The organism is Streptomyces ipomoeae 91-03 (assembly GCF_000317595.1).
Lineage (GTDB): Bacteria > Actinomycetota > Actinomycetes > Streptomycetales > Streptomycetaceae > Streptomyces > Streptomyces ipomoeae.
In genome coordinates this window covers 15188-37304 of record NZ_AEJC01000092.1, presented here as the reverse complement: position 1 = coordinate 37304, position 22117 = coordinate 15188, and the positions used below count along the sequence as shown (strand labels likewise).

General features: G+C 71.2%; 22 protein-coding genes. 12 read left to right on the top strand and 10 right to left on the bottom strand.

Annotation, left to right across the window (positions count from 1 at the left end; all coding sequences use genetic code 11):
- Positions 1–166: 166 nt before the first annotated feature.
- Complete coding sequence (locus STRIP9103_RS05900) at positions 167–1228, bottom strand: LacI family DNA-binding transcriptional regulator (protein ID WP_009300597.1); 1062 nt, start codon at positions 1226–1228, stop codon at positions 167–169.
- Positions 1229–1406: 178 nt separating this feature from the next.
- Here STRIP9103_RS05900 and STRIP9103_RS05895 point away from each other — a divergent pair, with 178 nt between their 5' ends.
- The 5 genes from STRIP9103_RS05895 to STRIP9103_RS05875 all read left to right on the top strand — a co-directional run bounded on the left by STRIP9103_RS05895 (position 1407) and on the right by STRIP9103_RS05875 (position 7511).
- The gene (locus tag STRIP9103_RS05895; RefSeq protein ID WP_009300585.1) at positions 1407–2738 is read left to right on the top strand and encodes an ABC transporter substrate-binding protein; all 1332 of its coding nucleotides are present in this window, start codon (positions 1407–1409) and stop codon (positions 2736–2738) included.
- Complete coding sequence (locus STRIP9103_RS05890; RefSeq protein ID WP_009300607.1) at positions 2735–3631, top strand: carbohydrate ABC transporter permease; 897 nt, start codon at positions 2735–2737, stop codon at positions 3629–3631. Before STRIP9103_RS05895 ends, STRIP9103_RS05890 begins: the two co-directional genes overlap by 4 nt.
- A gap of 4 nt (positions 3632–3635) precedes the next feature.
- Complete coding sequence (locus STRIP9103_RS05885; protein ID WP_048819766.1) at positions 3636–4541, top strand: carbohydrate ABC transporter permease; 906 nt, start codon at positions 3636–3638, stop codon at positions 4539–4541.
- An 83-nt stretch (positions 4542–4624) separates the two neighbouring features.
- Positions 4625–6937 (top strand): beta-xylosidase/alpha-l-arabinosidase, encoded by a 2313-nt coding sequence (locus STRIP9103_RS05880; RefSeq protein WP_048819765.1) that lies wholly within the window; start codon positions 4625–4627, stop codon positions 6935–6937.
- 28 nt (positions 6938–6965) lie between these two features.
- Complete coding sequence (locus STRIP9103_RS05875) at positions 6966–7511, top strand: hypothetical protein (protein WP_009300623.1); 546 nt, start codon at positions 6966–6968, stop codon at positions 7509–7511.
- On the opposite strand, the gene STRIP9103_RS05870 is transcribed toward STRIP9103_RS05875, so the two are convergent.
- Genes STRIP9103_RS05870 through tsaB form a run of 4 tightly spaced genes read right to left on the bottom strand, consistent with a single transcriptional unit; the run spans position 7462 to position 10019 of the window.
- Positions 7462–7725, bottom strand: coding sequence for a hypothetical protein (locus STRIP9103_RS05870; protein WP_009300634.1), 264 nt, complete (start codon positions 7723–7725; stop codon positions 7462–7464). The two genes, STRIP9103_RS05875 and STRIP9103_RS05870, sit on opposite strands and share 50 nt — an antisense overlap.
- Positions 7722–8849, bottom strand: coding sequence for a tRNA (adenosine(37)-N6)-threonylcarbamoyltransferase complex transferase subunit TsaD (tsaD, locus tag STRIP9103_RS05865; protein ID WP_009300644.1), 1128 nt, complete (start codon positions 8847–8849; stop codon positions 7722–7724). The genes STRIP9103_RS05870 and tsaD overlap by 4 nt, the downstream gene beginning before the upstream one ends.
- Complete coding sequence (rimI, locus tag STRIP9103_RS05860) at positions 8842–9345, bottom strand: ribosomal protein S18-alanine N-acetyltransferase (RefSeq protein WP_048819769.1); 504 nt, start codon at positions 9343–9345, stop codon at positions 8842–8844. Before rimI ends, tsaD begins: the two co-directional genes overlap by 8 nt.
- 20 nt (positions 9346–9365) lie before the next feature.
- Positions 9366–10019: a tRNA (adenosine(37)-N6)-threonylcarbamoyltransferase complex dimerization subunit type 1 TsaB gene (gene tsaB, locus STRIP9103_RS05855; protein ID WP_009300604.1), complete on the bottom strand. Its 654-nt coding sequence runs from the start codon at positions 10017–10019 to the stop codon at positions 9366–9368.
- 124 nt (positions 10020–10143) lie between these two features.
- Here tsaB and STRIP9103_RS05850 point away from each other — a divergent pair, with 124 nt between their 5' ends.
- Positions 10144–10704, top strand: a complete 561-nt coding sequence (locus tag STRIP9103_RS05850) for a hypothetical protein (RefSeq protein WP_181800314.1) — start codon at positions 10144–10146, stop codon at positions 10702–10704.
- Between the two features lie 464 nt (positions 10705–11168).
- On the opposite strand, the gene tsaE is transcribed toward STRIP9103_RS05850, so the two are convergent.
- The 4 genes from tsaE to STRIP9103_RS45990 form a co-directional block, all read right to left on the bottom strand.
- A complete protein-coding gene (tsaE, locus tag STRIP9103_RS05845) occupies positions 11169–11726 on the bottom strand; it encodes a tRNA (adenosine(37)-N6)-threonylcarbamoyltransferase complex ATPase subunit type 1 TsaE (RefSeq protein ID WP_009300614.1) in 558 nt (185 codons plus the stop codon).
- On the bottom strand, positions 11692–12936 hold the full coding sequence (locus tag STRIP9103_RS05840) for an alpha/beta fold hydrolase (RefSeq protein ID WP_009300629.1): 1245 nt from the start codon (positions 12934–12936) through the stop codon (positions 11692–11694). The genes tsaE and STRIP9103_RS05840 overlap by 35 nt, the downstream gene beginning before the upstream one ends.
- A gap of 201 nt (positions 12937–13137) precedes the next feature.
- The gene (gene alr / locus STRIP9103_RS05835) at positions 13138–14298 is read right to left on the bottom strand and encodes an alanine racemase (protein ID WP_009300586.1); all 1161 of its coding nucleotides are present in this window, start codon (positions 14296–14298) and stop codon (positions 13138–13140) included.
- Between the two features lie 192 nt (positions 14299–14490).
- The gene (locus STRIP9103_RS45990) at positions 14491–15021 is read right to left on the bottom strand and encodes a L,D-transpeptidase (RefSeq protein WP_078613811.1); all 531 of its coding nucleotides are present in this window, start codon (positions 15019–15021) and stop codon (positions 14491–14493) included.
- A gap of 193 nt (positions 15022–15214) precedes the next feature.
- On the opposite strand from STRIP9103_RS45990, the gene glmS reads away from it, so the two are divergent.
- The 4 genes from glmS (at position 15215) to STRIP9103_RS05810 (ending at position 19397) form a co-directional block, all read left to right on the top strand.
- On the top strand, positions 15215–17062 hold the full coding sequence (gene glmS / locus STRIP9103_RS05825) for a glutamine--fructose-6-phosphate transaminase (isomerizing) (protein ID WP_009300578.1): 1848 nt from the start codon (positions 15215–15217) through the stop codon (positions 17060–17062).
- Positions 17063–17174: 112 nt separating this feature from the next.
- Complete coding sequence (locus STRIP9103_RS05820; protein WP_009300631.1) at positions 17175–17546, top strand: holo-ACP synthase; 372 nt, start codon at positions 17175–17177, stop codon at positions 17544–17546.
- A 51-nt stretch (positions 17547–17597) separates the two neighbouring features.
- The gene (locus STRIP9103_RS05815; protein ID WP_009300640.1) at positions 17598–19046 is read left to right on the top strand and encodes a bifunctional ADP-dependent NAD(P)H-hydrate dehydratase/NAD(P)H-hydrate epimerase; all 1449 of its coding nucleotides are present in this window, start codon (positions 17598–17600) and stop codon (positions 19044–19046) included.
- Positions 19047–19205: 159 nt separating this feature from the next.
- The gene (locus tag STRIP9103_RS05810) at positions 19206–19397 is read left to right on the top strand and encodes a hypothetical protein (RefSeq protein WP_009300635.1); all 192 of its coding nucleotides are present in this window, start codon (positions 19206–19208) and stop codon (positions 19395–19397) included.
- A gap of 144 nt (positions 19398–19541) precedes the next feature.
- Here the strand turns inward: STRIP9103_RS05810 and STRIP9103_RS05805 are convergent, their stop codons facing one another.
- Entirely contained in the window at positions 19542–19790 is a 249-nt protein-coding gene (locus STRIP9103_RS05805) for a hypothetical protein (RefSeq protein ID WP_234022127.1), read from the bottom strand.
- Between the two features lie 219 nt (positions 19791–20009).
- On the opposite strand from STRIP9103_RS05805, the gene coaA reads away from it, so the two are divergent.
- Both coaA and STRIP9103_RS05795 read left to right on the top strand, forming a co-directional pair.
- Positions 20010–20999 (top strand): type I pantothenate kinase, encoded by a 990-nt coding sequence (gene coaA / locus STRIP9103_RS05800; protein WP_009300590.1) that lies wholly within the window; start codon positions 20010–20012, stop codon positions 20997–20999.
- A gap of 57 nt (positions 21000–21056) precedes the next feature.
- Positions 21057–21995, top strand: coding sequence for a DUF389 domain-containing protein (locus tag STRIP9103_RS05795; protein WP_009300617.1), 939 nt, complete (start codon positions 21057–21059; stop codon positions 21993–21995).
- Positions 21996–22117: the final 122 nt, after the last annotated feature.

Below are 22117 nucleotides of genomic sequence, written 5' to 3'. Positions count from 1 at the left end.
TCGGCCGTGCAACCGATTGGCTTCGGAGCAGTGTGGGGGGCGACGGAACACGCGTCAATACACGGAACACCCGTCAATGCAGCGCCACGGCCAACCCCTGATACAGCGGCACGGCAAACCCTCGATACAGCGGCACGGCCAACCCCGATACAGCGGCACGACTCCCCTAAACCGCCGGAGGCACCCCCGTACTGCTCCGCACCACCAAGCTCGTCGCCAGCTCCACCCGCGTCGCCGACGACGCCCCCTCCTGGCGCCCCAGGTCGAGCACGAGCCGGGCCGCCGCCTCGGCCATCTCCATCAGCGGCTGTCGTACGGTCGTCAGCGGCGGCCCCACCCACCGGGCGACCGGCAGATCGTCGAACCCGACCACGCTCACGTCCTCGGGGATGCGCAGCCCCAGTTCGCGGGCGGCCTCGTACAGGCCGAGCGCCTGGAGGTCGTTGCCGGCGAAGACGGCCGTCGGGCGGTCGGGGTGGCGCAGGAGTTCCAGGCCCAGCCGGTATCCGGTCTCGTGGTGGAAGTCGCCGGCCCTGATCAGGCTCTGGTCGACCGGCAGCCCGGCGGTCTCCAGCGCGGCGCGGTAGCCGTCCACGCGGGCGCGGCTGCAGATCATCCGCGAGGGGCCGCTGATGGCGCCGATGCGCCGGTGGCCGAGCTCGATCAGATGCCGGGTGGCGGCCAGCCCGCCCTGCCAGTTGGTGGCACCGATCGAGGGCACGTCGTCTCCGGGGTCGCCCGCCGGGTCCATCACCACGAACGGGATGGAGCGGCTGGTCAGCAGCGCGCGCTGGGACTCGTCGAGCCCGGACAGCACGAGGACGACCCCGTGCGGGCGGCGGGCGGCGACCTGGTCGGCCCAGGTGCGGCCGGGGGTGAGCCGGCCCGCGCTCTCGGAGAGCACGACGCTCAGCCCCTCCTCCCGGGCCACGTTCTCGACGCCCCGGATGACCTCCATCGCCCAGGCGCTCTCCAGCTCGTGGAAGACCAGGTCGATGAGCGGGGAGCGGGTCGCCTCGGCGCGCCGGCGCCGGTAGCCGTACTCGCGCAGCAGCTCCTCGACCCGTGTGCGGGTCGCCGGCGCGACGTCCGCGCGACCGTTGAGCACCTTCGAAACAGTCGGAGCCGAGACCCCGGCCTGCCGGGCGATCTCGGCCAGCGTCGCGGTCTGCGTGGACTGCGACGCACGCGCTCTTGTCTGGGTTTCTTCGGACTTCGCGGGCTTCATGGGCGGGATCGTATCCCTGCGCGCCCCCTTGACGAACCCTTTCGACGGCCATACGTTCCCGGAACGTTCGAGGAAACAGCCGAAACATTCGCCTCGACCAGCTCATCAGCGATACCCGTACTCGCTCATCCGCAAGGCCCGTACTCACTCGCCCGAAACGTTCGTGAGAGGTGCTGTCATGGAGTCGAACAGAGGCCGGACGTTCAGCAGACGCTGGGTGCTCGGCGCCGGCGCCACCTCGCTGCTCACCGCCGGAACCACCGGCCTCACCGCCTGCGGCTCCGGAAGTTCCGCGGGCGGCGACGGCAAGACGGTCACCGCGTTCGTGTACGGCGACGACGCGGTGAAGGTCCAGCAGGCCGCTGTGGACCGCTTCAACAAGTCGGCCGCGGCGAAGAAGGCCGGCGGCACCGTCAAGCTGCAGAAGGTCCCCGGCTCCGACTACTCCCCCAAGCTCCGCACGGCCATGGGCTCCCCGAGCGCCCCGGACGTCTTCTTCAACTGGGGCGGCGGCTCCATCAAGGCGTACGAGGAGGCCGGCAAGCTCGTCGACCTCACCGACATCATCGAGGGCGACCCGGTCCTCAAGAACGGCTTCCTGCCCTCGGTGCTCGCCGCCGGCGACCTCAAGGGCCGCCACTACGGCATCCCGATGCGCGGTATGCAGCCGGTGATCCTCTTCTACAACAAGACCGTCTTCGCCGAGCACAAGCTCCAGCCACCCACCACCTGGGACCAGTTGCTGGACATCAACGCCAAGCTGAAGAGGGCGAAGATCACCCCGTTCGCGCTCGGCGGCTCCGACATCTGGCCGGACCTGATGTGGCTGGAGTACCTGGTCGACCGCATCGGCGGCCCCGGGGTCTTCAAGCGCATCCAGGACGGCGACGCCGAGGGCTGGGGCGACCCGGCCGTCCTCAGGGCCGCCGAGCTGGTCAAGGAACTCATCGACGACGGCGCCTTCGGCTCCAAGTTCACCTCGGTGTCGTACGTCAACGGCGGCGCCCCCGCGGTCTTCGCGCGCGGCAAGGCGGCCATGCATCTGATGGGCTCCTGGGAGTACTCCACACAGCTCGGCAAGTTCCCGGACTTCGCCAAGAAGAACCTGGGCTGGGCCGCCTTCCCGAGTGTCGAGGGCGGCACGGGCGACGTCCGCGACGTCGTCGGCAACCCCACCAACTACTGGTCCATCAACAGCCGTACGAAGAACAAGGACCTGGCGATCGGCTTCCTCAAGGAGTGCGCGTCGAAGGCGTACGCCCAGGCCCTCATCGACAACGGCGATGTCCCGACCACCTCGAACGCGGCCGATCTGCTCTCCTCCGCGCCCAACCCGGAGTACGCGAAGTTCCAGTACGACATGGTCCAGCAGGCCCCCGCCTTCACCCTCTCCTGGGACCAGGCGCTCGGCGACGCGCTGGGCACCAAGATGCACACGGAGATAGGCAAGCTGTTCGCGGGGCAGTCCTCGCCGAGCGAGTTCGTGGCGGCGTGCAAGGGGTTGAAGTGACCGCGACGGTCGAGAAGGCCCCGCCCGGCGCCCCGCGGAAGGCGAGCCGGGTCGGCCGCCCGCACGCCGCCTGGGCCCTGCCCGGCGTCCTCTTCTTCACCTTCTTCGCCGTCGTCCCGATGGCCCTCGCCCTCTACCTCTCCTTCACCAGCTGGGACGGCCTCGGCGACCCGCGGCCGGTCGGGCTGGAGAACTGGCGCAAGCTCCTCGACGACCCCCGCCTCACCCAGTCCCTGGGGCTGACCGTCGTCCTGACCATCGCCAGCTGGGCCTTCCAGACCATCGTGGCGCTGCTGCTCGGTGTGTGGGCGGCGGGGCGCCAGCGCAACCGGGCGGTCCTCTCCGCGATCTTCTTCGTCCCGTTCCTGCTCTCCTCCACCGCCATCGCGATCCTGTTCTACGCCCTCCTCGACCCGAACTTCGGCATCATCCAGAAGGACACCCTGGGCTCGCAGAGCGGCGCGTTCCTGGCGATCGTCTTCGTCGGCGGCTGGCAGTTCATCCCCTTCCACACCCTGATCTACCAGGGCGGGGCCCGTCAGATCCCGGAGGTGCTCTACCAGGCCGCCGCCATCGACGGCGCGGGCCGCTACCGCCAGTTCTTCTCGATCACACTCCCGCAGTTGCGGCACACGATCACCACGTCCACGGTCCTGATCGTCGTCGGCTCGCTGACGTACTTCGAGACCGTCCTGATCCTCACCAAGGGCGGCCCCGGCACGGACACCGCGATCCTGCCGTACCTGATGTACGAGGCGGGCTTCAAGACGTACGACTTCGGCTACGCGAGCGCCATCGCCACCTTCCTGGTCCTCGCCGCGACGGGCCTCTCGCTCGTGCTGGTCCGGCTGACGGGCTTCGGCGCCATGCGCAGCACCCGCGAAGGGATGTGACGGAGTGTCACACGATACGTTGCCGCGCCCGACGCGGACCCGGGGGCCCGCGGAGCACCGGCAGGCCCCGGCCGCCCGACGCCCACGCCACTGGACGAGGCGGGCCAACCCGGTGGCGGGCCTCGGCGCCTTCCTCTGGCTGATCGTCGTCCTGATCCCCATCTACGCGATGCTGTCGGCCTCCCTCACCGGCGCCGACAAGGCCCTCACCGGCAACCCCCTGCGCCCGCCCGCCGACCCGACTCTCGACAACTACAACACCGTCCTGAACAGCGGCTTCGGCCATCTGCTCGGCAACACGGTGATCGTGGCGATCGCGGTCGTCGGCATCGTCCTGGCCCTCTCGATCCCCCTCGCCTACGTCGCGGTCCGCACCCGCGACCGCTGGTCCACTGCCGCTTTCCGCCTGTTCCTCCTGGGCGTGGCGATCCCGGCCCAGGCGGTCGTCGTCCCGTTGTATTTGCTGATCGCGAAACTCGACCTCTACGACACCCTGCTCGCCGTCATCCTCCCGACGGCCGCCTTCGCGATGCCGGTCTCGGTGCTGGTCCTGGTCGGCACCCTGCGGGACGTGTCGGAGGACCTGTACGAGGCGATGGCCCTGGACGGCGCCTCACCGCTGCGGATGCTGTTCCAGCTGACGATCCCGCTGGCCAAGGGCGGCATCAGCACGGTCGTCATCTACTCCGCGCTGCAGGCCTGGAACGGCTTCCTCTTCCCGCTGATCTTCACCCAGTCCGACGGCCCACGCGTCCTCACCCTCGGCCTCTTCAACTACGTCAGCCAGTTCGGCGTCAACATCCCCGCCCTGCTCGCCTCGGTCGTCCTCTCCGGCATCCCCATCTTCGCGGTGTACCTGGTGGCACGCCGGGCGCTGGTGGGCGGTCTGATGGGCGTGGGCGGCAAGTGACCGGCCATGGCTTCCGAAGTGGCGCAACCGGCTCCCGCAACGCACCCAAGCCGCTGAAACTCACCGACCCCGACAGGAGTTTCATGACCACCCCTTGGCGTGACCGCGCCCTGCCCGCCGCCGACCGGGTCGAGGACCTGCTCTCCAGGATGACCCTGGAGGAGAAGACCGCCCAGCTGTACGGCGTGTGGGTGAAGAACGACTCGAACGGCGAGGACATCGCCCCCGACGAGCAGGGCATGACGGAGTCGTTCGACTTCGACGAGCTGATCACCCGGGGCCTGGGCCAGCTCACCCGGGCCTTCGGCACGGCCCCCGTCGACCCGGCGCTGGGCGCGCAGGCACTGGCCCGCGCCCAGCGCCGCATCATGGCCGCGAACCGTTTCGGCATCCCGGCCGTGGCCCACGAGGAGTGCCTGGCCGGCTTCACGACCTGGCGTGCGACCGCGTACCCGGTCCCCCTCGCCTGGGGCGCGTCCTTCGACCCGCCCCTCGTGGAGGAGATGGCCCGGCGCATCGGCCACGACATGGCCTCGGTCGGTGTGCACCAGGGACTGGCCCCCGTCCTGGACGTGGTCCGCGACCCGCGCTGGGGACGGGTCGAGGAGACGATGGGCGAGGACCCGTACCTGGTGGGCACGATCGGCTCGGCGTACGTCCGGGGCCTTGAGTCAGCCGGGATCGTGGCCACGCTGAAGCACTTCGCCGGGTATGCCTCGTCCGTCGGCGCCCGCAACCACGCGCCCGTACGAGCGGGGGTGCGGGAGTTCGCGGACGTGACCCTGCCGCCGTTCGAGATGGCGTTGCGGGAGGGCGGCGCCCGCTCGGTGATGGCGGCCTACACCGAGACGGACGGCGTCCCGGTCTCGGCGGACCCGCGCCTCCTCACCGAACTCCTGCGCGAGCAATGGAAGTTCACCGGCACGGTCGTCTCCGACTACTTCGGCGTCGGCTTCCTGGAGACCAACCACCGCGTCGCCGGGAGCCGTGCGGAGGCCGCCCACGCGGCCCTGGCGGCGGGCATCGACGTGGAACTGCCGACCCTGCGCTGCTACGGCGAGGCCCTGGTGACGGCCGTGCGCGCCGGTGAGATCCCCGAGTCCCTGGTGGACCGGGCCGCCCGCCGGGTCCTGCTCCAGAAGTGCGAGCTGGGCATGCTGGACGAGGACTGGGCTCCGGAGCCCGCCACGGCCACGGTCGACCTGGATCCCCCGGCGAACCGCGCCCTGGCCCGGCGCCTGGCCGAGGAGTCGGTGGTGCTCCTGGACAACCCCGACGACGTACTACCCCTCGCCCCGGACATCAGGATCGCGGTGGTGGGTCCCCGCGCCGACGACCCGCTGGCCATGCTGGGCTGCTACTCCTTCCCCTCCCACGTCCTCCCGGCCCACCCCGGCACCCCGTCGGGCATCGAGATCCCCACGGTCCTGCGGTCCCTCCGCACCGAACTCCCCGACGCGAAGATCACCCACGCCCCCGGCTGCGACGTCGACGGCGACGACACCGGCGGCTTCCCGGAGGCGGTCGCGCGGGCGACGGAGGCGGATGTCTGCGTGGCGGTGCTCGGCGACCGCGCCGGCCTCTTCGGCCGGGGCACCTCCGGCGAGGGCTGCGACGCGGAGGACCTACGGCTCCCCGGCGTCCAGGCGAAGCTGCTGGACGCGCTGGCGGCCACGGGCACCCCGGTGGTGCTGGTCCTGCTCACCGGCCGCCCGTACGCGCTCGGCCGCTGGAACGGTCAGCTGGCCGGGGTGGTCCAGGCGTTCTTCCCCGGGGAGGAGGGCGGCCCGGCGGTGGCGGGAGTGCTGTCGGGCCGCGTCTCCCCCTCGGCCCGTCTGCCCGTCAGCGTCCCGCACCGCCCCGGCGGCCAGCCCTGGACCTACCTCCAGCCGCCCCTCGGCCTGGTCGGCACCGCCAGCAACCTCGATCCGACGCCGCTGTACCCGTTCGGCCATGGTCTGTCGTACACGAAGTTCGCGTGGGAGGACTTCACCGGCGGGGACGAGCCGTCGGAGATCCCCACGGACGGCACGTACGACGTCTCACTGACGGTCCGCAACACGGGCGACCGCGCGGGCGCCGAGGTCGTCCAGTTGTACCTGCACGACCCGGTCGCCTCTGTCACCCGCCCGGATGTCCGCCTGATCGGCTATCAGCGGCTGGAGTTGGAGCCGGGCGAGGCCCGTCGGGTCACCTTCCACTTCCATACGGACCTTTCGGCCTTCACCGACCGATCCGCCCGAAGGGTGGTCGAACCGGGCGCGCTGGAACTACGGTTGGCCGTATCCAGCACGGACGTACGGCACACGGCCCGGCTGAACCTCACAGGACCGGTAAGGGAGTTGGGGCCCGACCGTCGGCTGCGCTGTGAGACGGAGGTGTCGGACGTGGAGTGATCCGGCACCGGGGAGCACGGGGGGTGCGGTGATCCGGTACATCAATCACGAGTTCAGGGCGGCTGTCCCGGCGTGGATCGCCGTGGTCTGCGCGATGGGGGTCTTTCTCGCCGTCCGCGGGAACGCGGGGCTGCCCGACTGGTGGTGGCGCACCGTCTCCCTCATCGTCGCGGTCCAGGCTCTGTGGCTCCGTCTGCGGGGAACCCGGCTCAGGTTCTTCAGCACGGCACGGTACTTCGACGAGGCGCTTCCCCGGCCGGTCCCCTACGGCACCTGGTCCACGGACCACTGGGGGGTGTTCCATCGCCCCCGGAGCCCGTTCGCCGTCCGCCCTCTCGTCCTCATGGCCCTCGTGCTGCCCCTGTCCCTCTTCTGGGAGCCCTATCCGATCCTGGGCCTGCTGTGGGTGGCGCTGGACTGGACGAGCCTCGGTCTGGTCGCCGCCCGCTGGGAGTTCGAGAACCGAGCGCTGCTGTGGCTCGGGCGGCAGGGAAGGGACCCGGCGGAGTACTACTACACGCCGGTCAGCCCTCGCCCACCGACTCGAACCGCCACCGATGCACCGCCCGGCTGACCAACTCACCGCCCGGCTCCGGCAGTTCGGGCAACTCGGCGTCGTACGCCGCGTTCCACCACGTGACGACCAGCACTCGGTCCTGGGGCGCCCGGAACGTCTCCCGGCGCAGGAGCCGCCCGCTGTCGGGCAGCTCCTGCGCCCGGGCCCAGGCGAGGAGTTCGGCGCCGCGTCCCTCGACGGCGCGGGCCTCCCACATCAGGGCGACGGTCATGAGTACAGGTTGTCCTTCGCCATCTCGTGCACGTGGTCGTGGCCGCCCCTCTGCCCGTGCAGATGCTCAACCCCGTTGGCCGTCCCCGGCACATGCGGATCCGTGACCGGCAGTGAGGAGTCCGCCGACAGGTCCCAGTCCGAGGCGGCGCGCCCCCGGGCGACCATCTCGGCGCCGAGCGCGGCGACCATCGCCCCGTTGTCCGTGCACAGCTTGGGCCGCGGCACCCGGAGCCGGATGCCGGCCGCCTCGCACCGCTCCTGTGCGAGCGCCCGCAGCCGGGAGTTGGCGGCGACGCCCCCGCCGATCATCAGGTGGTCCACGCCCTCGTCCTTGCAGGCCCGCACCGCCTTGCGGGTCAGTACGTCCACGACCGCCTCCTGGAAGGAGGCCGCCACATCACGCACCGGCACCTCCTCCCCCGCCGCCCGCTTGGCCTCGATCCAGCGCGCCACGGCGGTCTTCAGCCCGGAGAAGGAGAAGTCGTAGACGGGATCGCGGGGCCCGGTCAGACCGCGCGGGAACGCGATCGCGTTCGGGTCTCCCTCCCTCGCGTACCGGTCGATGACCGGCCCGCCCGGGAACCCCAGATCCAGCACGCGCGCGATCTTGTCGAAGGCCTCGCCCGCCGCGTCGTCGATGGTGGCCCCCAGGGGGCGTACATCGGAGGTGATGTCGGTCGAGAGCAGCAACGACGAGTGCCCACCGGACACCAGCAGCGCCATCGTCGGCTCCGGCAACGCCCCGTGCTCCAGCTGGTCCACACAGATGTGCGAGGCGAGGTGGTTGACGCCGTAGAGGGGCTTGCCGAGGGCGTACGCGTACGCCTTGGCCGCGGAGACACCCACGAGCAGGGCACCGGCGAGACCGGGACCGGCGGTGACGGCGATGCCGTCGAGGTCCTTGGCTCTCACCCCCGCCTCCTTCAGTGCCCGGTCGACGGTCGGGACCATCGCCTCCAGGTGGGCACGGGAGGCGACCTCGGGCACGACGCCGCCGAAGCGGGCGTGCTCGTCGACGCTGGAGGCGACGGCGTCCGCGAGCAGTGTCGTCCCTCGGACGATGCCGACGCCGGTCTCGTCGCAGGAGGTCTCAATGCCCAGGACCAGGGGCTCGTCAGTCATTGATCTCGGTTCCTTGTACGGATGACGGCCCGGCGGCGACGCCGCCGTCGGACGCGGTGTCGAGGCGCATCACGAGGGCGTCGACGTTCCCCGGTTGGTAGTAGCCGCGGCGGAAGCCGATCGCCTCGAAGCCGAAGCGTTCGTACAGCTTCTGCGCGCGGATGTTGTCGACCCGGCATTCGAGCATGACCTGGGCGCACTCGAAGGAGGTGGCGGCCCGCAGCAGCTCGGTCAGCAGCAGCGCGCCGAGGCCGGTGCCCCAGTGGTCGCGGGCGACGGCGATGGTCTGTATGTCGGCGACGTCCCCGGCGGCGGCCAGTCCCCCGTATCCGACGATCCGCCCGCTCGCGGGGTCCTCGGCCACGACGTACCGCCGGGTCGCCTCCGGCCCGCGCGCATGGGCGAGGTCGGACCAGAACATGCCCCGGGACCAGGCGTCCTCCGGGAAGAGGTCCTTCTCCAGCTCCAGTACGGGCTCGATGTCCCACCAGCGCATCTCGCGCAGCACCGCGGTCGTCACTTGGGGGTGACCACCTTGTAGTTCTTGGGCACCTGCGCGTCGGGCCGGCGCAGATACAGCGGCCGGGGCGCCGGCAGTTCCTCACCCGCGGCGAGCCGCTCGGCGGCCAGGGAGGCGAGGGCGGCGGCGGAGACGTGTTCGGGTCCACGGGCGTCCACGAACGTATCGGGATAGAGCAGGGCTCCGGCCCCCACGGCAGGCAGCCCGCTCACCACGTCGGCGATGTCACCCGGCCGATCGACGGCCGGCTCCGTCACCCGCGCACGAGGACCGTCGTACTTCGCCCAGTAGACCTCCTTCCGTCGGGCGTCGGTCGCCACGACGAAGGGACCCTCGACGTCGGACGCGTACGCGAGCCCGTCGAGCGTGCACAGTCCATGGACGGGGACGCCGAGGGCGAGCCCGAAGGTGTCGGCGGTCATCAGCCCGACACGCAGCCCGGTGTACGGTCCGGGCCCGATGCCCACGACGATCCCGGTGACGGCGTCGAGGCGGGTGCCCGCCTCGGCGAGGACCCGGTCGACGGCGGGCAGCAGCAGTTCCCCGTGCCGACGCGCGTCCACCTGACTCGACGCGGCGACGACGTCCGTCCCGTCGTGCAGCGCGACGGTGACGGCTGGGGTGGCGGTATCCAGAGCGAGCAAGAGCACGCAAACAGCCTACGGCGCTTTGGACCGGGCCACGGCCGACCGGGGGGACCGGTCGGCTGCTGCTACCGTCACAGCACAGACGTACATCAAGGGCGTACGTGGGTACGAGAGGTGGGCACACAAGGTGGCCAGTAGCAGCTCGGGATTCGTGGCCGGGCTCACCGCGGCGGCCGTCGCCGCAGTCGGTTTCCTCACCTACCAGGCATCGGCGAACGTGCCGGACGACCTGGGCAAGCCGTCCGCCTCCGAGTCCCCGGCAGCCAAGAAGTCCAAGGCACCCACCGAGGGGAAGAAGGACGAGACCGAGGCCGTCCCCGAGAACTCCGGCACCGGCGAACGCGTCGTCTACTCCCTCGACGAGGACCGCGTCTGGCTGGTCGGCGCCAACGAGAAGATCACCCGCACTTTCGAGGTCACCCCCAGCACGGTCGACCCCACCCCCGCGACGTACACCGTCACCTCCCGTTCGGCCGCCGTCACCGGCTCCGACGGCACCCCCATCGAACACGTGGTCCGCTTCGCCGCGGTCGACGGCGTCCCCATCGGCTTCAGCGCGGCGGTGGACGGCTCCACGCCCCGGCCCGACCCCACCACCAAGACGGGTGGCATCCGCGAGGCGCGGGCGGACGGCAAGGCGATGTGGGAGTTCGCGAGGATCGGCACGAAGGTGGTCGTGGTCGAGTAGGGAGCGCAGTCGAGCAGGGGGCGCATGGAAGCGCCGGCCGGCCCCTTGGGGGCGCGGGAGCCGGGAGCTCGAACACCTGCGGATCCTCCCCGACCAGCCCCCACCGACCCGCAGCGCGCCCACCCCGACCGATCCCCCTCCCGGAGCGCTACGCGGCCTTGGGCCGCCGTCTCCGCACAGGGCGCCGCTCCTCGGTCCTCACCGGTGGAGCGGCGGGCGGAGCCGGAGGCGTGGACACGGCCTTCGCCGCCGCACACGAAGCCAACAGGTCCCGCATCGACACCCCGCCCACTCCAGAGGGCTTACGTTCCGCTGCCGACATGGACGCCTCCTGGTGCCACCGGCGAACCAAGTTAGGTAGACCTAACCAAGGACTGGTTACCATGTGACCACGCCGAACACGCCCGACGCAACACGTTGCCGACACCTTGTCGGAACCCACACACGACCAGGGGCAACCTGGCTCAGGCCGACAGCACGCCCAGCTCCACCGAGGCCCACCGCTCCCCGAACCCGGTGACCGTGACATGCCGTACCTCGTCGGTCTCCGGGAGTCCGGGGGCCGTCCCCCGGAGGGGTGCACCGCCGACGGCCCGGTGGATGACGACATTCAGCCGGTCGTCCGTCAGCTCCTCGACCTTCCCCTCGCCCCACTCCACCACGATCACCGAATCGGGCAGCGAGACATCGAGATCGAGGTCCTCCATCTCGTCCAGCCCGCCCCCCAGGCGATAGGCGTCGACATGGACGAGCGGCGGCCCGTCCCCCAGGGACGGATGCACCCGGGCGATGACAAAGGTCGGCGAGGTGACGGCCCCCCGCACACCCAGCCCCTCCCCGAGCCCCCGGGCCAAGGTCGTCTTGCCGGCCCCCAGCTCGCCGTTGAGCATCACGAGGTCGCCCGCCCGCAGCAATTTGGCCAGACGGCGACCCAACTCCGACATCTGCTCGGGGGAATGGACGGTGATCTCGTGGGACGGCGCGGGCTCACCCGGGCCGTGCGGTGCTGCTGGCGCTTCCATAACCACTTACGGTAGCCCCCGCGGGCACGGCACCCGCGCGGGTGAGCAGGTCGGCGAGCCGGTCCGTGACGACCTCGGGGTGCTCCAGCATCACCAGATGCCCGGCGTCCGGCACGAGCACCAGTTCGGCTTCCGGTAGCAGATCGGCGATGACCTCGCTGTGCTCACTCGGCGTGACGAGATCCTTGACCCCGGCCAGCACGAGCACCGGCAGCTCGGCGAACGCCGCGAGCGCCTCGGTCTTGTCGTGGTCCGTGAACGCCGGATAGAACTCGGCGACCACGTCGATCGGCGTGCCCTCGATCATCCGCTCGGCGAACCGCGCCACCGCCGGATCGACGTCCCGGGACGCGAACGAGTACCGCTTGATGATCCCGGCGAACAGATCGGCGGTCGCCCGCCGCCCCCGCTCCACCAGCGCGGCCTGCTGCCCCAGCGCCCTGAGCACGCCCGGCAGCACCCGCCGTACGGCGTTCACGCCCGCGACGGGCAACCCGAAGTTGACCTCGCCGAGCCGCCCCGACGACGTACCGATGAGGGCGACGGCGACGACCCGCTCCCTGATCAGCTCCGGGTACTTGTCGGCCAGCGCCATGACGGTCATACCGCCCATGGAGTGCCCGACCAGCACGATGGGCCCCTCGGGCACGGCCGCGTCCACGACGGCCTTCAGATCGCGCCCGAGCTGGTCGATGGAGACCGGCGTCCCGTCCTGCACCTGGCCCGCCCCGCGCCCGGAGCGGCCGTGGCTGCGCTGGTCCCAGTGCACGGTCCGTACGACACCGCGCAGCGCGGCCCGCTGGAAGTGCCAGGAGTCCTGGTTGAGGCAGTAGCCGTGGCTGAAGACGACGGTCACCGGGGCGGGCGCCTTGCGGCCGAAGAGCCGGCGCCTGCGGCCGGCCGGTCCGCCCTCCGGCTCGACGTCGTCGACCTCGTAGTACAGCTCGGTGCCGTCGTCGGCGTACGCCTTGCCGGGGGTGCCGCGCAGCGCGCCGTACGGGCCGGTGGAGTCGAGCGCGAGGCGGGCCTTCCTGCGCATGCCGCGCCCCACCGTGAGCCGTTCTATGGCGACCCCGGCGGCGGCGCCCGCGGCGACGACGCCTATCGCCGCCCCCGCGATTCCGGCCCGGCGCCAGATCCCATCGGCGGAGGCGGCCGTGGCAGCCGCGCTCGCGACGGCCTCCACGGCCCCCGCGCTGCTTTCGCTCACGTACCGCTCCTCTTCGCCGACATTCCGTTCCCGCCGCTGCGCACCCGTACGGAGTTACCCGCCCGGTTCGTCTTTCACTTACTCGTGTTCAGGTCTTCACGTTCAGGCGCATGCACGCTTTCAGGCGTCTTCACGCGTGTGTGATCGCGCACTCGTGCCCCGCCCGTGATCCGTACTCACGGATGGGGTGCCGTCGCCCGCTCACTCACCCGTGTGGACGTAGACGCGCGGCACGCGAGTTCCGATCCGGGTGACGATCTCATACCCGATGGTTCCGGCCGCCTGCGCCCAGTCCTCGGCGGTCGGCTCGCCCGCGTCGCCCGTGCCGAACAGCACGACCTCGTCCCCCGCGGCGGGTTCGTCCCCGCCGAGGTCGACGACGAACTGGTCCATGGCGACCCGGCCGGCGACGGTCCGCCACTTGCCGCCGACCAGGACGGGGCCGGTGCCGGAGGCGTGCCGGGGGACGCCGTCCGCGTAGCCGACGGGGACCAGGCCGAGGGTGGTGTCTCCCGGGGTCACGTAGTGGTGCCCGTAGCTGACGCCATGGCCCCCGGAGACATGCTTGACCAGCGCCAGCGAGGCGCTGAGCCGCATCACCGGGCGCAGTCCGAGGTCGGCGGAGCTGCCCAGCTCGGGGCTGGGCGAGATGCCGTAGACGGCGATCCCGGTGCGTACGAGGTCGAAGTGGGAGTCGGGGAGGGTGAGGGTGGCGGGCGAGTTGGCGATGTGCCGCACCTCGGGGCGCACGCCCTGCCCTTCGGCGTACGCGACCATCTCGCGGAAGCGGGCGAGCTGGGCGCCGATGGACGGGTGCCCCGGCTCGTCGGCGCAGGCGAAGTGCGACCAGAGCCCGGTGACGGCGACGACCCCGTCGGCCTCCGCGCGCAGCGCCGCGGCGACCAACTCGGGCCAGTCATCGGGCTGACAGCCACTGCGCCCGAGCCCGGTGTCGGCCTTGAGCTGCACACGCGCGCGTACGCCCGCCTGCCGCGCCGCCTCGGTGACCTCCCGCAGGGCCCACAGATCGCTGACGGAGACGTCGAGGTCCGCCTCGACGGCCTCCCGCCAGGGCCCGCCCGGTGTCCAGAGCCAGCACATGATCCGCCCCGGCAGCCCCGCCGCCCGCAGCGCCAGCGCCTCCTCCGGCGTGGCCGTCCCCAGCCAGGTGGCCCCCGCCTCGACCGCCGCCCGCGCACACCGCACCGCCCCATGGCCGTACGCGTCCGACTTGACCACGGCCATCAGGGCAGCACCCGGCGCCAGCGCGCGCAACGTCCGCACATTGGCCCGCAGGGCATCCAGATCGATCTCGGCACGGGCCCGCAGGGTCGCGGCCGGGAGGGGTTCGTTCTCAGTCATGGCACGGCCAGTGTCTCAGAGAGCACGGGCACCCCACCGGCGCGCCCTGAAGGGGAGCGAGGCCGTATCGATACGCGGCTCCGCCGCGTGGGCGCGAGCGCCCACGGACAACCCATGTCCGCCGCGCACGAAAGCCGCCACCCCGGACAACCCGCGTCCGCCACGCGGGGAAGCCGCCACCCCGAACCCGGATCATCGCCCCGCCCGCTTCCCCCAGACGAAAACCCGATCCCCCGTCTTCAAGGCCTCCCACAACGCCCGAGCGTCCGCCACCCGCAGATTCACACACCCCATGGACCCGATCTCCGTGTAGAGGGACCCGTACACCGCGTGGAACGCCTGCCCCCCACTGAAGAACTGGCTGTACGGCATCGGCTGGTGATACAGCGTCGACCAGTGGTTCTTGTGCCGCCAGTAGATCCGGTGCCATCCACCCCGAGTCGGGTAACCCGTGCGCCCGCTTCGAATCGGGGCCGGCCCGAACACCACCTTCTTCCCCTTCTGCACCCACGTCAGCTGCGTCGTACAGGTGACCTTGCCCCGCGCGACGGCCTCGGCCTCGCCTAGCGGCACGGACTCGATGAGGTCGTACGTCCCGGCCACCGCGTCCATCGGCTCCACCGCCTCCTCCTCGGTGCTCGGCGTGTACACCAGCGGCGGCAGCACCTGGTCGGGTGTGTCGATCTGCACGGCGACGGCACGGAACATCAGTCGGCTTGTCATGCGATCAGCGATACGTGTCGCCCACGCGCGCGTGAATGCGCCGCGCGTACGGTCACCCGATATGCGCGGGGGAAGTCACCCGATATGAGGGCTCACCTGGTGCCGCACTGTCACGTACAGTCACATTGGATACACGGCAAGTCGCAGACCATCACACCGGCAGCCGGCACACCGGAACGACACAGGGGTTGATATGTGCGGAATCGTGGGATACGTCGGCTCGAAGTCCGCGCTCGACGTGGTCCTGGCCGGTCTGAAGCGGCTGGAGTACCGGGGGTACGACTCGGCGGGCGTGGCCGTGCTGGCCGACGGGGGCCTGGCCGCCACCAAGAAGGCCGGGAAGCTGGTCAATCTGGAGAAGGAGCTGGTCGGCCGCCCGCTGCCCACCGGCTCCACCGGCATCGGCCACACCCGCTGGGCCACCCACGGCGCCCCCACGGACGCCAACGCCCACCCGCATCTGGACAACGCGGGCCGGGTGGCCGTCGTCCACAACGGCATCATCGAGAACTTCGCCGTCCTCCGCGCCGAGTTGACCGAGCGCGGCCACGACCTGGCCTCCGAGACGGACACCGAGGTGGTCGCCCATCTGCTCGCCGAGGAGTTCTCGTCGTGCGACGACCTCGCGGAGGCGATGCGGCTGGTGTGCCGTCGGCTGGAGGGCGCGTTCACGCTGGTCGCGGTGCACGCGGACGCGCCCGACGTGGTCGTGGGCGCCCGGCGGAACTCCCCGCTCGTGGTGGGCGTCGGCGAGGGCGAGGCCTTTCTCGCCTCGGACGTCGCCGCGTTCATCGCCCACACGCGGTCGGCGATCGAGCTGGGGCAGGACCAGGTGGTGGAGCTGCGCCGGGACGGCGTGACGGTGACGACCTTCGACGGCCGCCCCGCCGACGTGCGCTCGTACCACGTCGACTGGGACGCTTCGGCGGCCGAGAAGGGGGGCTATGACTACTTCATGCTCAAGGAGATCGCCGAGCAGCCCAAGGCGGTCGCCGACACATTGCTGGGCCGTATCGACGCGTCGGGCTCGCTGACGCTCGACGAGGTCCGGATCTCCGCCTCGGAGCTGCGCGAGCTGGACAAGGTGGTCATCGTCGCGTGCGGTACGGCGTTCCATGCCGGGCTCATCGCCAAGTACGCCATCGAACACTGGACGCGTATCCCGTGCGAGGTGGAGCTGGCCAGCGAGTTCCGTTACCGGGACCCGATCCTCGACCCGCACACCCTGGTGATCGCCATCTCCCAGTCCGGCGAGACCATGGACACCCTGATGGCCCTCCGGCACGCCCGCGAGCAGGGCTCCAAGGTCCTCGCCATCTGCAACACCAACGGCTCGACGATCCCCCGAGAGTCGGACGCGGTGCTGTACACGCACGCCGGCCCGGAGGTCGCGGTCGCCTCGACGAAGGCGTTCCTCACCCAGCTGGTGGCCTGCTATCTGGTCGCGTTGTACCTCGGCCAGGTACGCGGCACGAAGTGGGGCGACGAGATCCAGGCGGTGATCCGAGACCTCTCCAGAATCTCCTGCCAGGTCGAACGCGTACTGAAAACCATGGAGCCGGTACGGGAGTTGGCGCGCACTGTCGCCACCAAGAACACCGTGCTGTTCCTGGGCCGCCACGTCGGCTACCCGGTGGCGTTGGAGGGCGCCCTGAAGCTCAAGGAGTTGGCGTACATGCACGCGGAGGGCTTCGCGGCGGGGGAGCTGAAGCACGGTCCGATCGCCCTGATCGAGGAGGGCCTCCCGGTGGTGGTCGTGGCCCCGTCCCCCCGTGGCCGCTCGGTCCTCCACGACAAGATCGTCTCCAACATCCAGGAGATCCGCGCGAGGGGCGCCCGCACGATCGTCATCGCGGAGGAGGGCGACGAGGCGGTGGTGCCGTACGCCGACCACCTGATCCGCATCCCGGCCACCCCGACCCTGCTGCAGCCGCTGGTCGCCACGGTCCCCCTCCAGGTCTTCGCGTGCGAGTTGGCGACGGCGAGGGGCAACGAGGTGGACCAGCCGAGGAACTTGGCGAAGTCGGTGACGGTGGAGTAGCGGAGGGGGCGGGCGAGCGGACGGGGGCCGGGCGGGGCGAGCGGACGGGGGCCGGGCCTCTTTCGGTCGGCGGGGACCGAAGCCTGGTCGGGGGCCCCGTAGGGTGCAGCCCATGCCCATCATCGGAGTCGGCATCGACGTCGCCGAGATCGACCGCTTCCGCGCCTCCCTGGAACGCACCCCCAGCATGGCCGAGCGCCTCTTCCTCCCGAACGAACTCCTCCTCCCCAGCGGCGAACGCCGAGGCATCGCCTCCCTGGCGGCCCGCTTCGCCGCCAAGGAGGCCCTGGCCAAGGCCCTGGGCGCCCCCGCCGGCCTCCACTGGACCGACGCGGAGATCTACGTCGAGAACTCCGGCCAACCCCGCCTCCGAGTAACCGGCACGGTCGCGGCCCGCGCCGCCCAACTGGGCGTCAAGTCCTGGCACATCTCCCTGAGCCACGACGCGGGCGTGGCCTCGGCGGTGGTGGTAGCAGAGGGCTGACCCCACCCCACCCGGCTGCACACCCGCCCCTCCGCAAGGCAGACTCACCCCATGCGCTCAGCCCACCGCGTAGAAACCGTCCGCACAGCCGAACGCACCCTGATGGCCCGCCTACCGGACGGCGCCCTCATGCAACGCGCGGCCGCGGGCCTGGCCGCGGCCTGCGCGGACACCCTCCCCCGCGTCTACGGCAGCCGCATCGTCCTTCTCACCGGCAGCGGCGACAACGGCGGCGACACCCTCTACGCAGGCGCCCGCCTGGCCAAACGCGGCGCAGGAGTAACGGCCGTCCTGCTCAACCCGGACCGCACCCACCCCGAAGCCCTGAAGGCCCTCCTCCGAGCAGGCGGTACCACGACCACCCCCACCCCCCACACCACCGCAGCGGACCTCATCTCCAGGGCCGACCTCATCCTGGACGGCATCGTCGGCATCGGCGGCAAGGGCGGCCTCCGCCCCGAAGCCGCCCACCTGGCCGACCTCACGGCCGCCTCCCCCGCCACCGTCGTAGCCGTCGACCTCCCCAGCGGCATCGAACCCGACACCGGCGAAGTACACGGCCCGGCCATCCACGCCGACCTCACCGTCACCTTCGGCACCCACAAACCGGGCCTGCTCGTGGACCCGGCCCGCGCGTACGCCGGCTCGGTACGCCTGATCGACATCGGCCTCGGCAGTACCCTCCCCGCCACCCCCGACCTGGAGTCTCTCCAGCACGCCGACGTGGCCGCCCTCCTCCCCCGCCCGACCCCGGAGAGCGACAAGTACCGCCGAGGAGTGGTCGGCATCGCGGCGGGCTCGACCCGCTACCCCGGCGCCGCCGTACTCGCGGTCGCGGGCGCCCTGCGCGGCGGCGCGGGAGCCATCCGCTACGTGGGCACGGCACGGGAAACCGTCCTCGCCCGCTTCCCGGAGACCCTGGTGTCGGACAAGGGCCCGAAGAAGGCGGGAAGGGTGCAGGCCTGGGTCGCGGGCCCCGGCGCGGGCGACGACGCGACCCCGATCGCCGAGGCCCTCTCCACCGACGTCCCCGTTCTCCTGGACGCCGACGGCCTACGCCTCGCCGACCGCGAAACGGTCCGCGCCCGCACGGCCCCCACCCTGATGACCCCCCACGCCGGAGAGGCGGCGGCCCTCCTGGGCGTCTCCCGCGAAGAGGTCGAGGCATCCCGCCTCACCGCCGTACGGGACCTGGCCCGCGCCTACGACGCCACGGTCCTCCTCAAGGGCTCCACCACCCTCGTCGCCACCCCCGACGACACCACCCCGATCCGCGTGAACCCCACCGGCACCCCCTGGCTGGCCACGGCCGGCAGCGGCGACGTCCTCTCCGGCCTGGCGGGCTCCCTCCTGGCCGCGGGCCTCACCCCCCTGGACGCGGCGAGCGTGGCGGCGTACCTCCACGGCCTGGCGGGCCGCTACGCGGCACAGGGCGCCCCGGTCGGCGCCCACGACGTGGCGGAGGCGATCCCGGCGGCCTGGCGGAACATCACGGCGTGAGCGCCGAACGGCGGACGGCGTCCCCCCTCGGGGTCGCCGACGCGCGCTCACCGAAGCAGGCGAAAGCCTCTTCCGTCAGGAACCCGAAGCCCTGGCCATCCTGACGTCGAGGGCGTCTCGGGCCGAGAGGCCAGGCCGTACCTTCGACAGGAGCACACCATGCATGATCGTGACTGGTACGACGACAGTGACCACCACAGCGAGGTCCAGCGGGCCCAGCGCGCGGCGCGGGCCGGCTGGGCGGTGATCGCCGGCGTGACCGGGCTGCTGGGCCTCGCCCTTGTCGCCCTGATCGTCCTCACCGTCGTCGTGGCCGTCGCCCTCGGCTACGCCACGGCGGTCATGGACTAGCGTCCGGGCTCACCGGCAGCCCATGAACGAGGACCCGACTCGTCGGCGGTTCACAGACCCGGGACCCCGACTCGTCGGCGGTTCACAGAGCCGGATCCCACCTCACCAGCGGCTCACGGCCCCGGGCCCCGCCTCATCGACGGCTCACTCGCCCTCCTCGATCCGGTCGATCGCCTCCCGCACCATCTCCAGATACTCGACCTCCTCGCACCGCGGCTTGCTCCCCATCCGGTACGTGTCGATCGCGTCGTTCAGATACTCCCCCAGGTCCTCGTCCGGCAGATCGGCGGCGAGCTCGCTGCACACCCGCCCGCGGAACTCGGCGTCACCGGGCGCGGACCCCTGTCGTAAGGCGCCCCGCAACCGAACGACGTCCCGTATGCGCACACGCATGGCAAAAGCCATCTCAGGCCCCCATTTCCCCCTGGTCGATCGGCAGGCGGCTCCCTCCCGACCGCCTGGACGCTAGTCCTGCCCGCACCCGAGGTCCATACCTTCCCCACAGTTCCCCCACAGCGAAGGGCAAACCCTCTACCCTGTCCCGCCACGCCATCGCCCCCGCGTGACGGATCCCACCCCGCCACCCCGTTCGCACTCCGTTAACAATGGACTGTGATCTCACCGGTCTCCTCGTTGCCGCGGAGCGCCCACCGGCCCAGGCCGGAGGCGACTCCCTACGTCGACCTCACCCGTGCCGAGTGGAGCGCGCTGCGCGACAAGACGCCGCTGCCACTGACCGCCGAGGAGGTCGAGAGGCTGCGCGGCCTGGGCGATGTCATCGACCTCGACGAGGTACGGGACATCTACCTGCCGCTGTCCCGCCTCCTCAACCTCTACGTGGGTGCCACGGACGGCCTGCGCGGCGCCCTGAACACCTTCCTCGGCGAACAGGGCTCGCAGTCCGGCACCCCGTTCGTCATAGGCGTCGCCGGCTCCGTGGCCGTCGGCAAGTCCACCGTCGCCCGGCTGCTCCAGGCCCTCCTCGCCCGCTGGCCCGAACACCCGCGCGTCGAACTGGTCACCACGGACGGCTTCCTGCTGCCCATGAAGGAGTTGCAGGAGCGCGGCCTGGTCTCCCGCAAGGGCTTCCCCGAGTCGTACGACCGCCGCGCGCTGACCCGTTTCGTCGCCGACATCAAGGCCGGCAAGGACGAGGTGACGGCCCCCGTCTACTCCCACCTCATCTACGACATCGTCCCCGACCGGCGGCTCACGGTCCGCCGCCCCGACATCCTCATCGTCGAGGGCCTGAACGTCCTCCAGCCCGCCCTCCCCGGCAAGGACGGCCGCACCCGCGTCGGTCTCGCCGACTACTTCGACTTCAGCCTGTACGTGGACGCCGGCGTCGACGACATCGAGCGCTGGTACCTCAGCCGCTTCAAGAAGCTCCGCCAGACCGCCTTCCAGAAGCCGGACTCGTACTTCCGCAAGTACACCCAGGTCTCCGAGGACGACGCCGTCGACTACGCCCGCACCCTCTGGCGCACGATCAACAAGCCCAACCTGGTCGAGAACATCGCCCCGACCCGGGGCCGGGCCACCCTCATCATCCGCAAGGGCCCGGACCACAAGGTCCAACGCCTCAGCCTGCGCAAGCTGTGAGGCCGTGATCCGTACACGGAACCCGTACGCGTAACGATGGCCTGTTAGAAAGACGTCATGCTGCATCTGCGCCTGATCACACCGGCCGACAAAACCGACGACGTGGTACGCCTGATCGAGAAGACGGTCGGGACGACCCACCTCGTCGTCATGACGGGCGCCGCCCGCACCCCCGCCGGAGACCTCGTGCTGTGCGACGTCGCACGCGAGGCGGGCGACGAACTGATCGGCGCGCTACGGGCGTTGGAACTGGACAAGTGCGGTTCCATCGCCGTCGAGAACATCGACCTGGCGCTCTCCGAGCGCGCCGACAAGGCCGAGGCGGAGGCACCGGGCGAGGGAGCGGACGCGGTGCTGTGGGAGCACCTGGCGGACGCCACACACGAGGAGTCGACGCTCTCCATCACCTACGTCGCCTTCCTCACCCTCGCCACGATGATCGCGGCGTGCGGCGTGGTCCTCGACAACGCGATCCTGATCGTGGGCGCGATGGCGGTCGGCCCCGAGTTCGGCCCGCTGGCCGGCTTCAGCACGGCCATGGTCCAACGCCGACCACGTCTCGCGCTGCGCTCCCTGATCGCCCTGATCGTGGGCTTCGCGGTGGCGATGGCACTGACGGTCGGCTTCAGCCTCTTCATGGACTCGCTCGACCTGTTCAGCAGGGAGCAGTTGGACGCCGGCCGGCCCAACACGGCCTTCATCTACGCCCCCGACGCGTTCTCCTTCGTCGTGGCGGTCCTCGCCGGCATCGCCGGCACCCTCTCCCTGACCTCGGCCAAGTCGGGCGCCCTGGTCGGCGTGGCCATCTCCGTGACCACCGTCCCGGCCGCCGCCAACGCGGCAGTCGCCCTGAGCTACGGAGACACGAAACAAACAGTGGGCTCGACGGAGCAACTGCTCCTGAACCTCCTGGGCATCGTCCTCGCCGGCACCCTCACGCTACTGGCCCAGAAATGGCTCTGGGCCACGCAGCGTCAGCGCAACAGCGCCTTGTGACAGACGGGTCCCCACAAGGGACCGCGGGGCCTGTGCTGATGTGCGGCTCCGCCGCGTGCGCGCGAGCAACCAGGACGAACCCGCGGCCCGCCCAGCACAGACCCCCGCCCGAACCCGGAACC

What these genes read in the sequence shown, in the direction of transcription:
- STRIP9103_RS05815 (WP_009300640.1), top strand. Translation starts at nt 17,598, where the DNA reads ATGCGCTCAGCCCACCGCGTAGAAACCGTCCGCACAGCCGAACGCACC.
- tsaD (WP_009300644.1), bottom strand. Translation starts at nt 8,849, where the DNA reads ATGACTGACGAGCCCCTGGTCCTGGGCATTGAGACCTCCTGCGACGAG.
- tsaE (WP_009300614.1), bottom strand. Translation starts at nt 11,726, where the DNA reads ATGGAAGCGCCAGCAGCACCGCACGGCCCGGGTGAGCCCGCGCCGTCC.
- STRIP9103_RS05900 (WP_009300597.1), bottom strand. Translation starts at nt 1,228, where the DNA reads ATGAAGCCCGCGAAGTCCGAAGAAACCCAGACAAGAGCGCGTGCGTCG.
- STRIP9103_RS05795 (WP_009300617.1), top strand. Translation starts at nt 21,057, where the DNA reads ATGCTGCATCTGCGCCTGATCACACCGGCCGACAAAACCGACGACGTG.
- STRIP9103_RS05895 (WP_009300585.1), top strand. Translation starts at nt 1,407, where the DNA reads ATGGAGTCGAACAGAGGCCGGACGTTCAGCAGACGCTGGGTGCTCGGC.
- STRIP9103_RS05820 (WP_009300631.1), top strand. Translation starts at nt 17,175, where the DNA reads ATGCCCATCATCGGAGTCGGCATCGACGTCGCCGAGATCGACCGCTTC.
- STRIP9103_RS05805 (WP_234022127.1), bottom strand. Translation starts at nt 19,790, where the DNA reads ATGCGTGTGCGCATACGGGACGTCGTTCGGTTGCGGGGCGCCTTACGA.
- STRIP9103_RS45990 (WP_078613811.1), bottom strand. Translation starts at nt 15,021, where the DNA reads ATGACAAGCCGACTGATGTTCCGTGCCGTCGCCGTGCAGATCGACACA.
- alr (WP_009300586.1), bottom strand. Translation starts at nt 14,298, where the DNA reads ATGACTGAGAACGAACCCCTCCCGGCCGCGACCCTGCGGGCCCGTGCC.
- STRIP9103_RS05880 (WP_048819765.1), top strand. Translation starts at nt 4,625, where the DNA reads ATGACCACCCCTTGGCGTGACCGCGCCCTGCCCGCCGCCGACCGGGTC.
- glmS (WP_009300578.1), top strand. Translation starts at nt 15,215, where the DNA reads ATGTGCGGAATCGTGGGATACGTCGGCTCGAAGTCCGCGCTCGACGTG.
- STRIP9103_RS05870 (WP_009300634.1), bottom strand. Translation starts at nt 7,725, where the DNA reads ATGACCGTCGCCCTGATGTGGGAGGCCCGCGCCGTCGAGGGACGCGGC.
- STRIP9103_RS05810 (WP_009300635.1), top strand. Translation starts at nt 19,206, where the DNA reads ATGCATGATCGTGACTGGTACGACGACAGTGACCACCACAGCGAGGTC.
- rimI (WP_048819769.1), bottom strand. Translation starts at nt 9,345, where the DNA reads ATGCGCTGGTGGGACATCGAGCCCGTACTGGAGCTGGAGAAGGACCTC.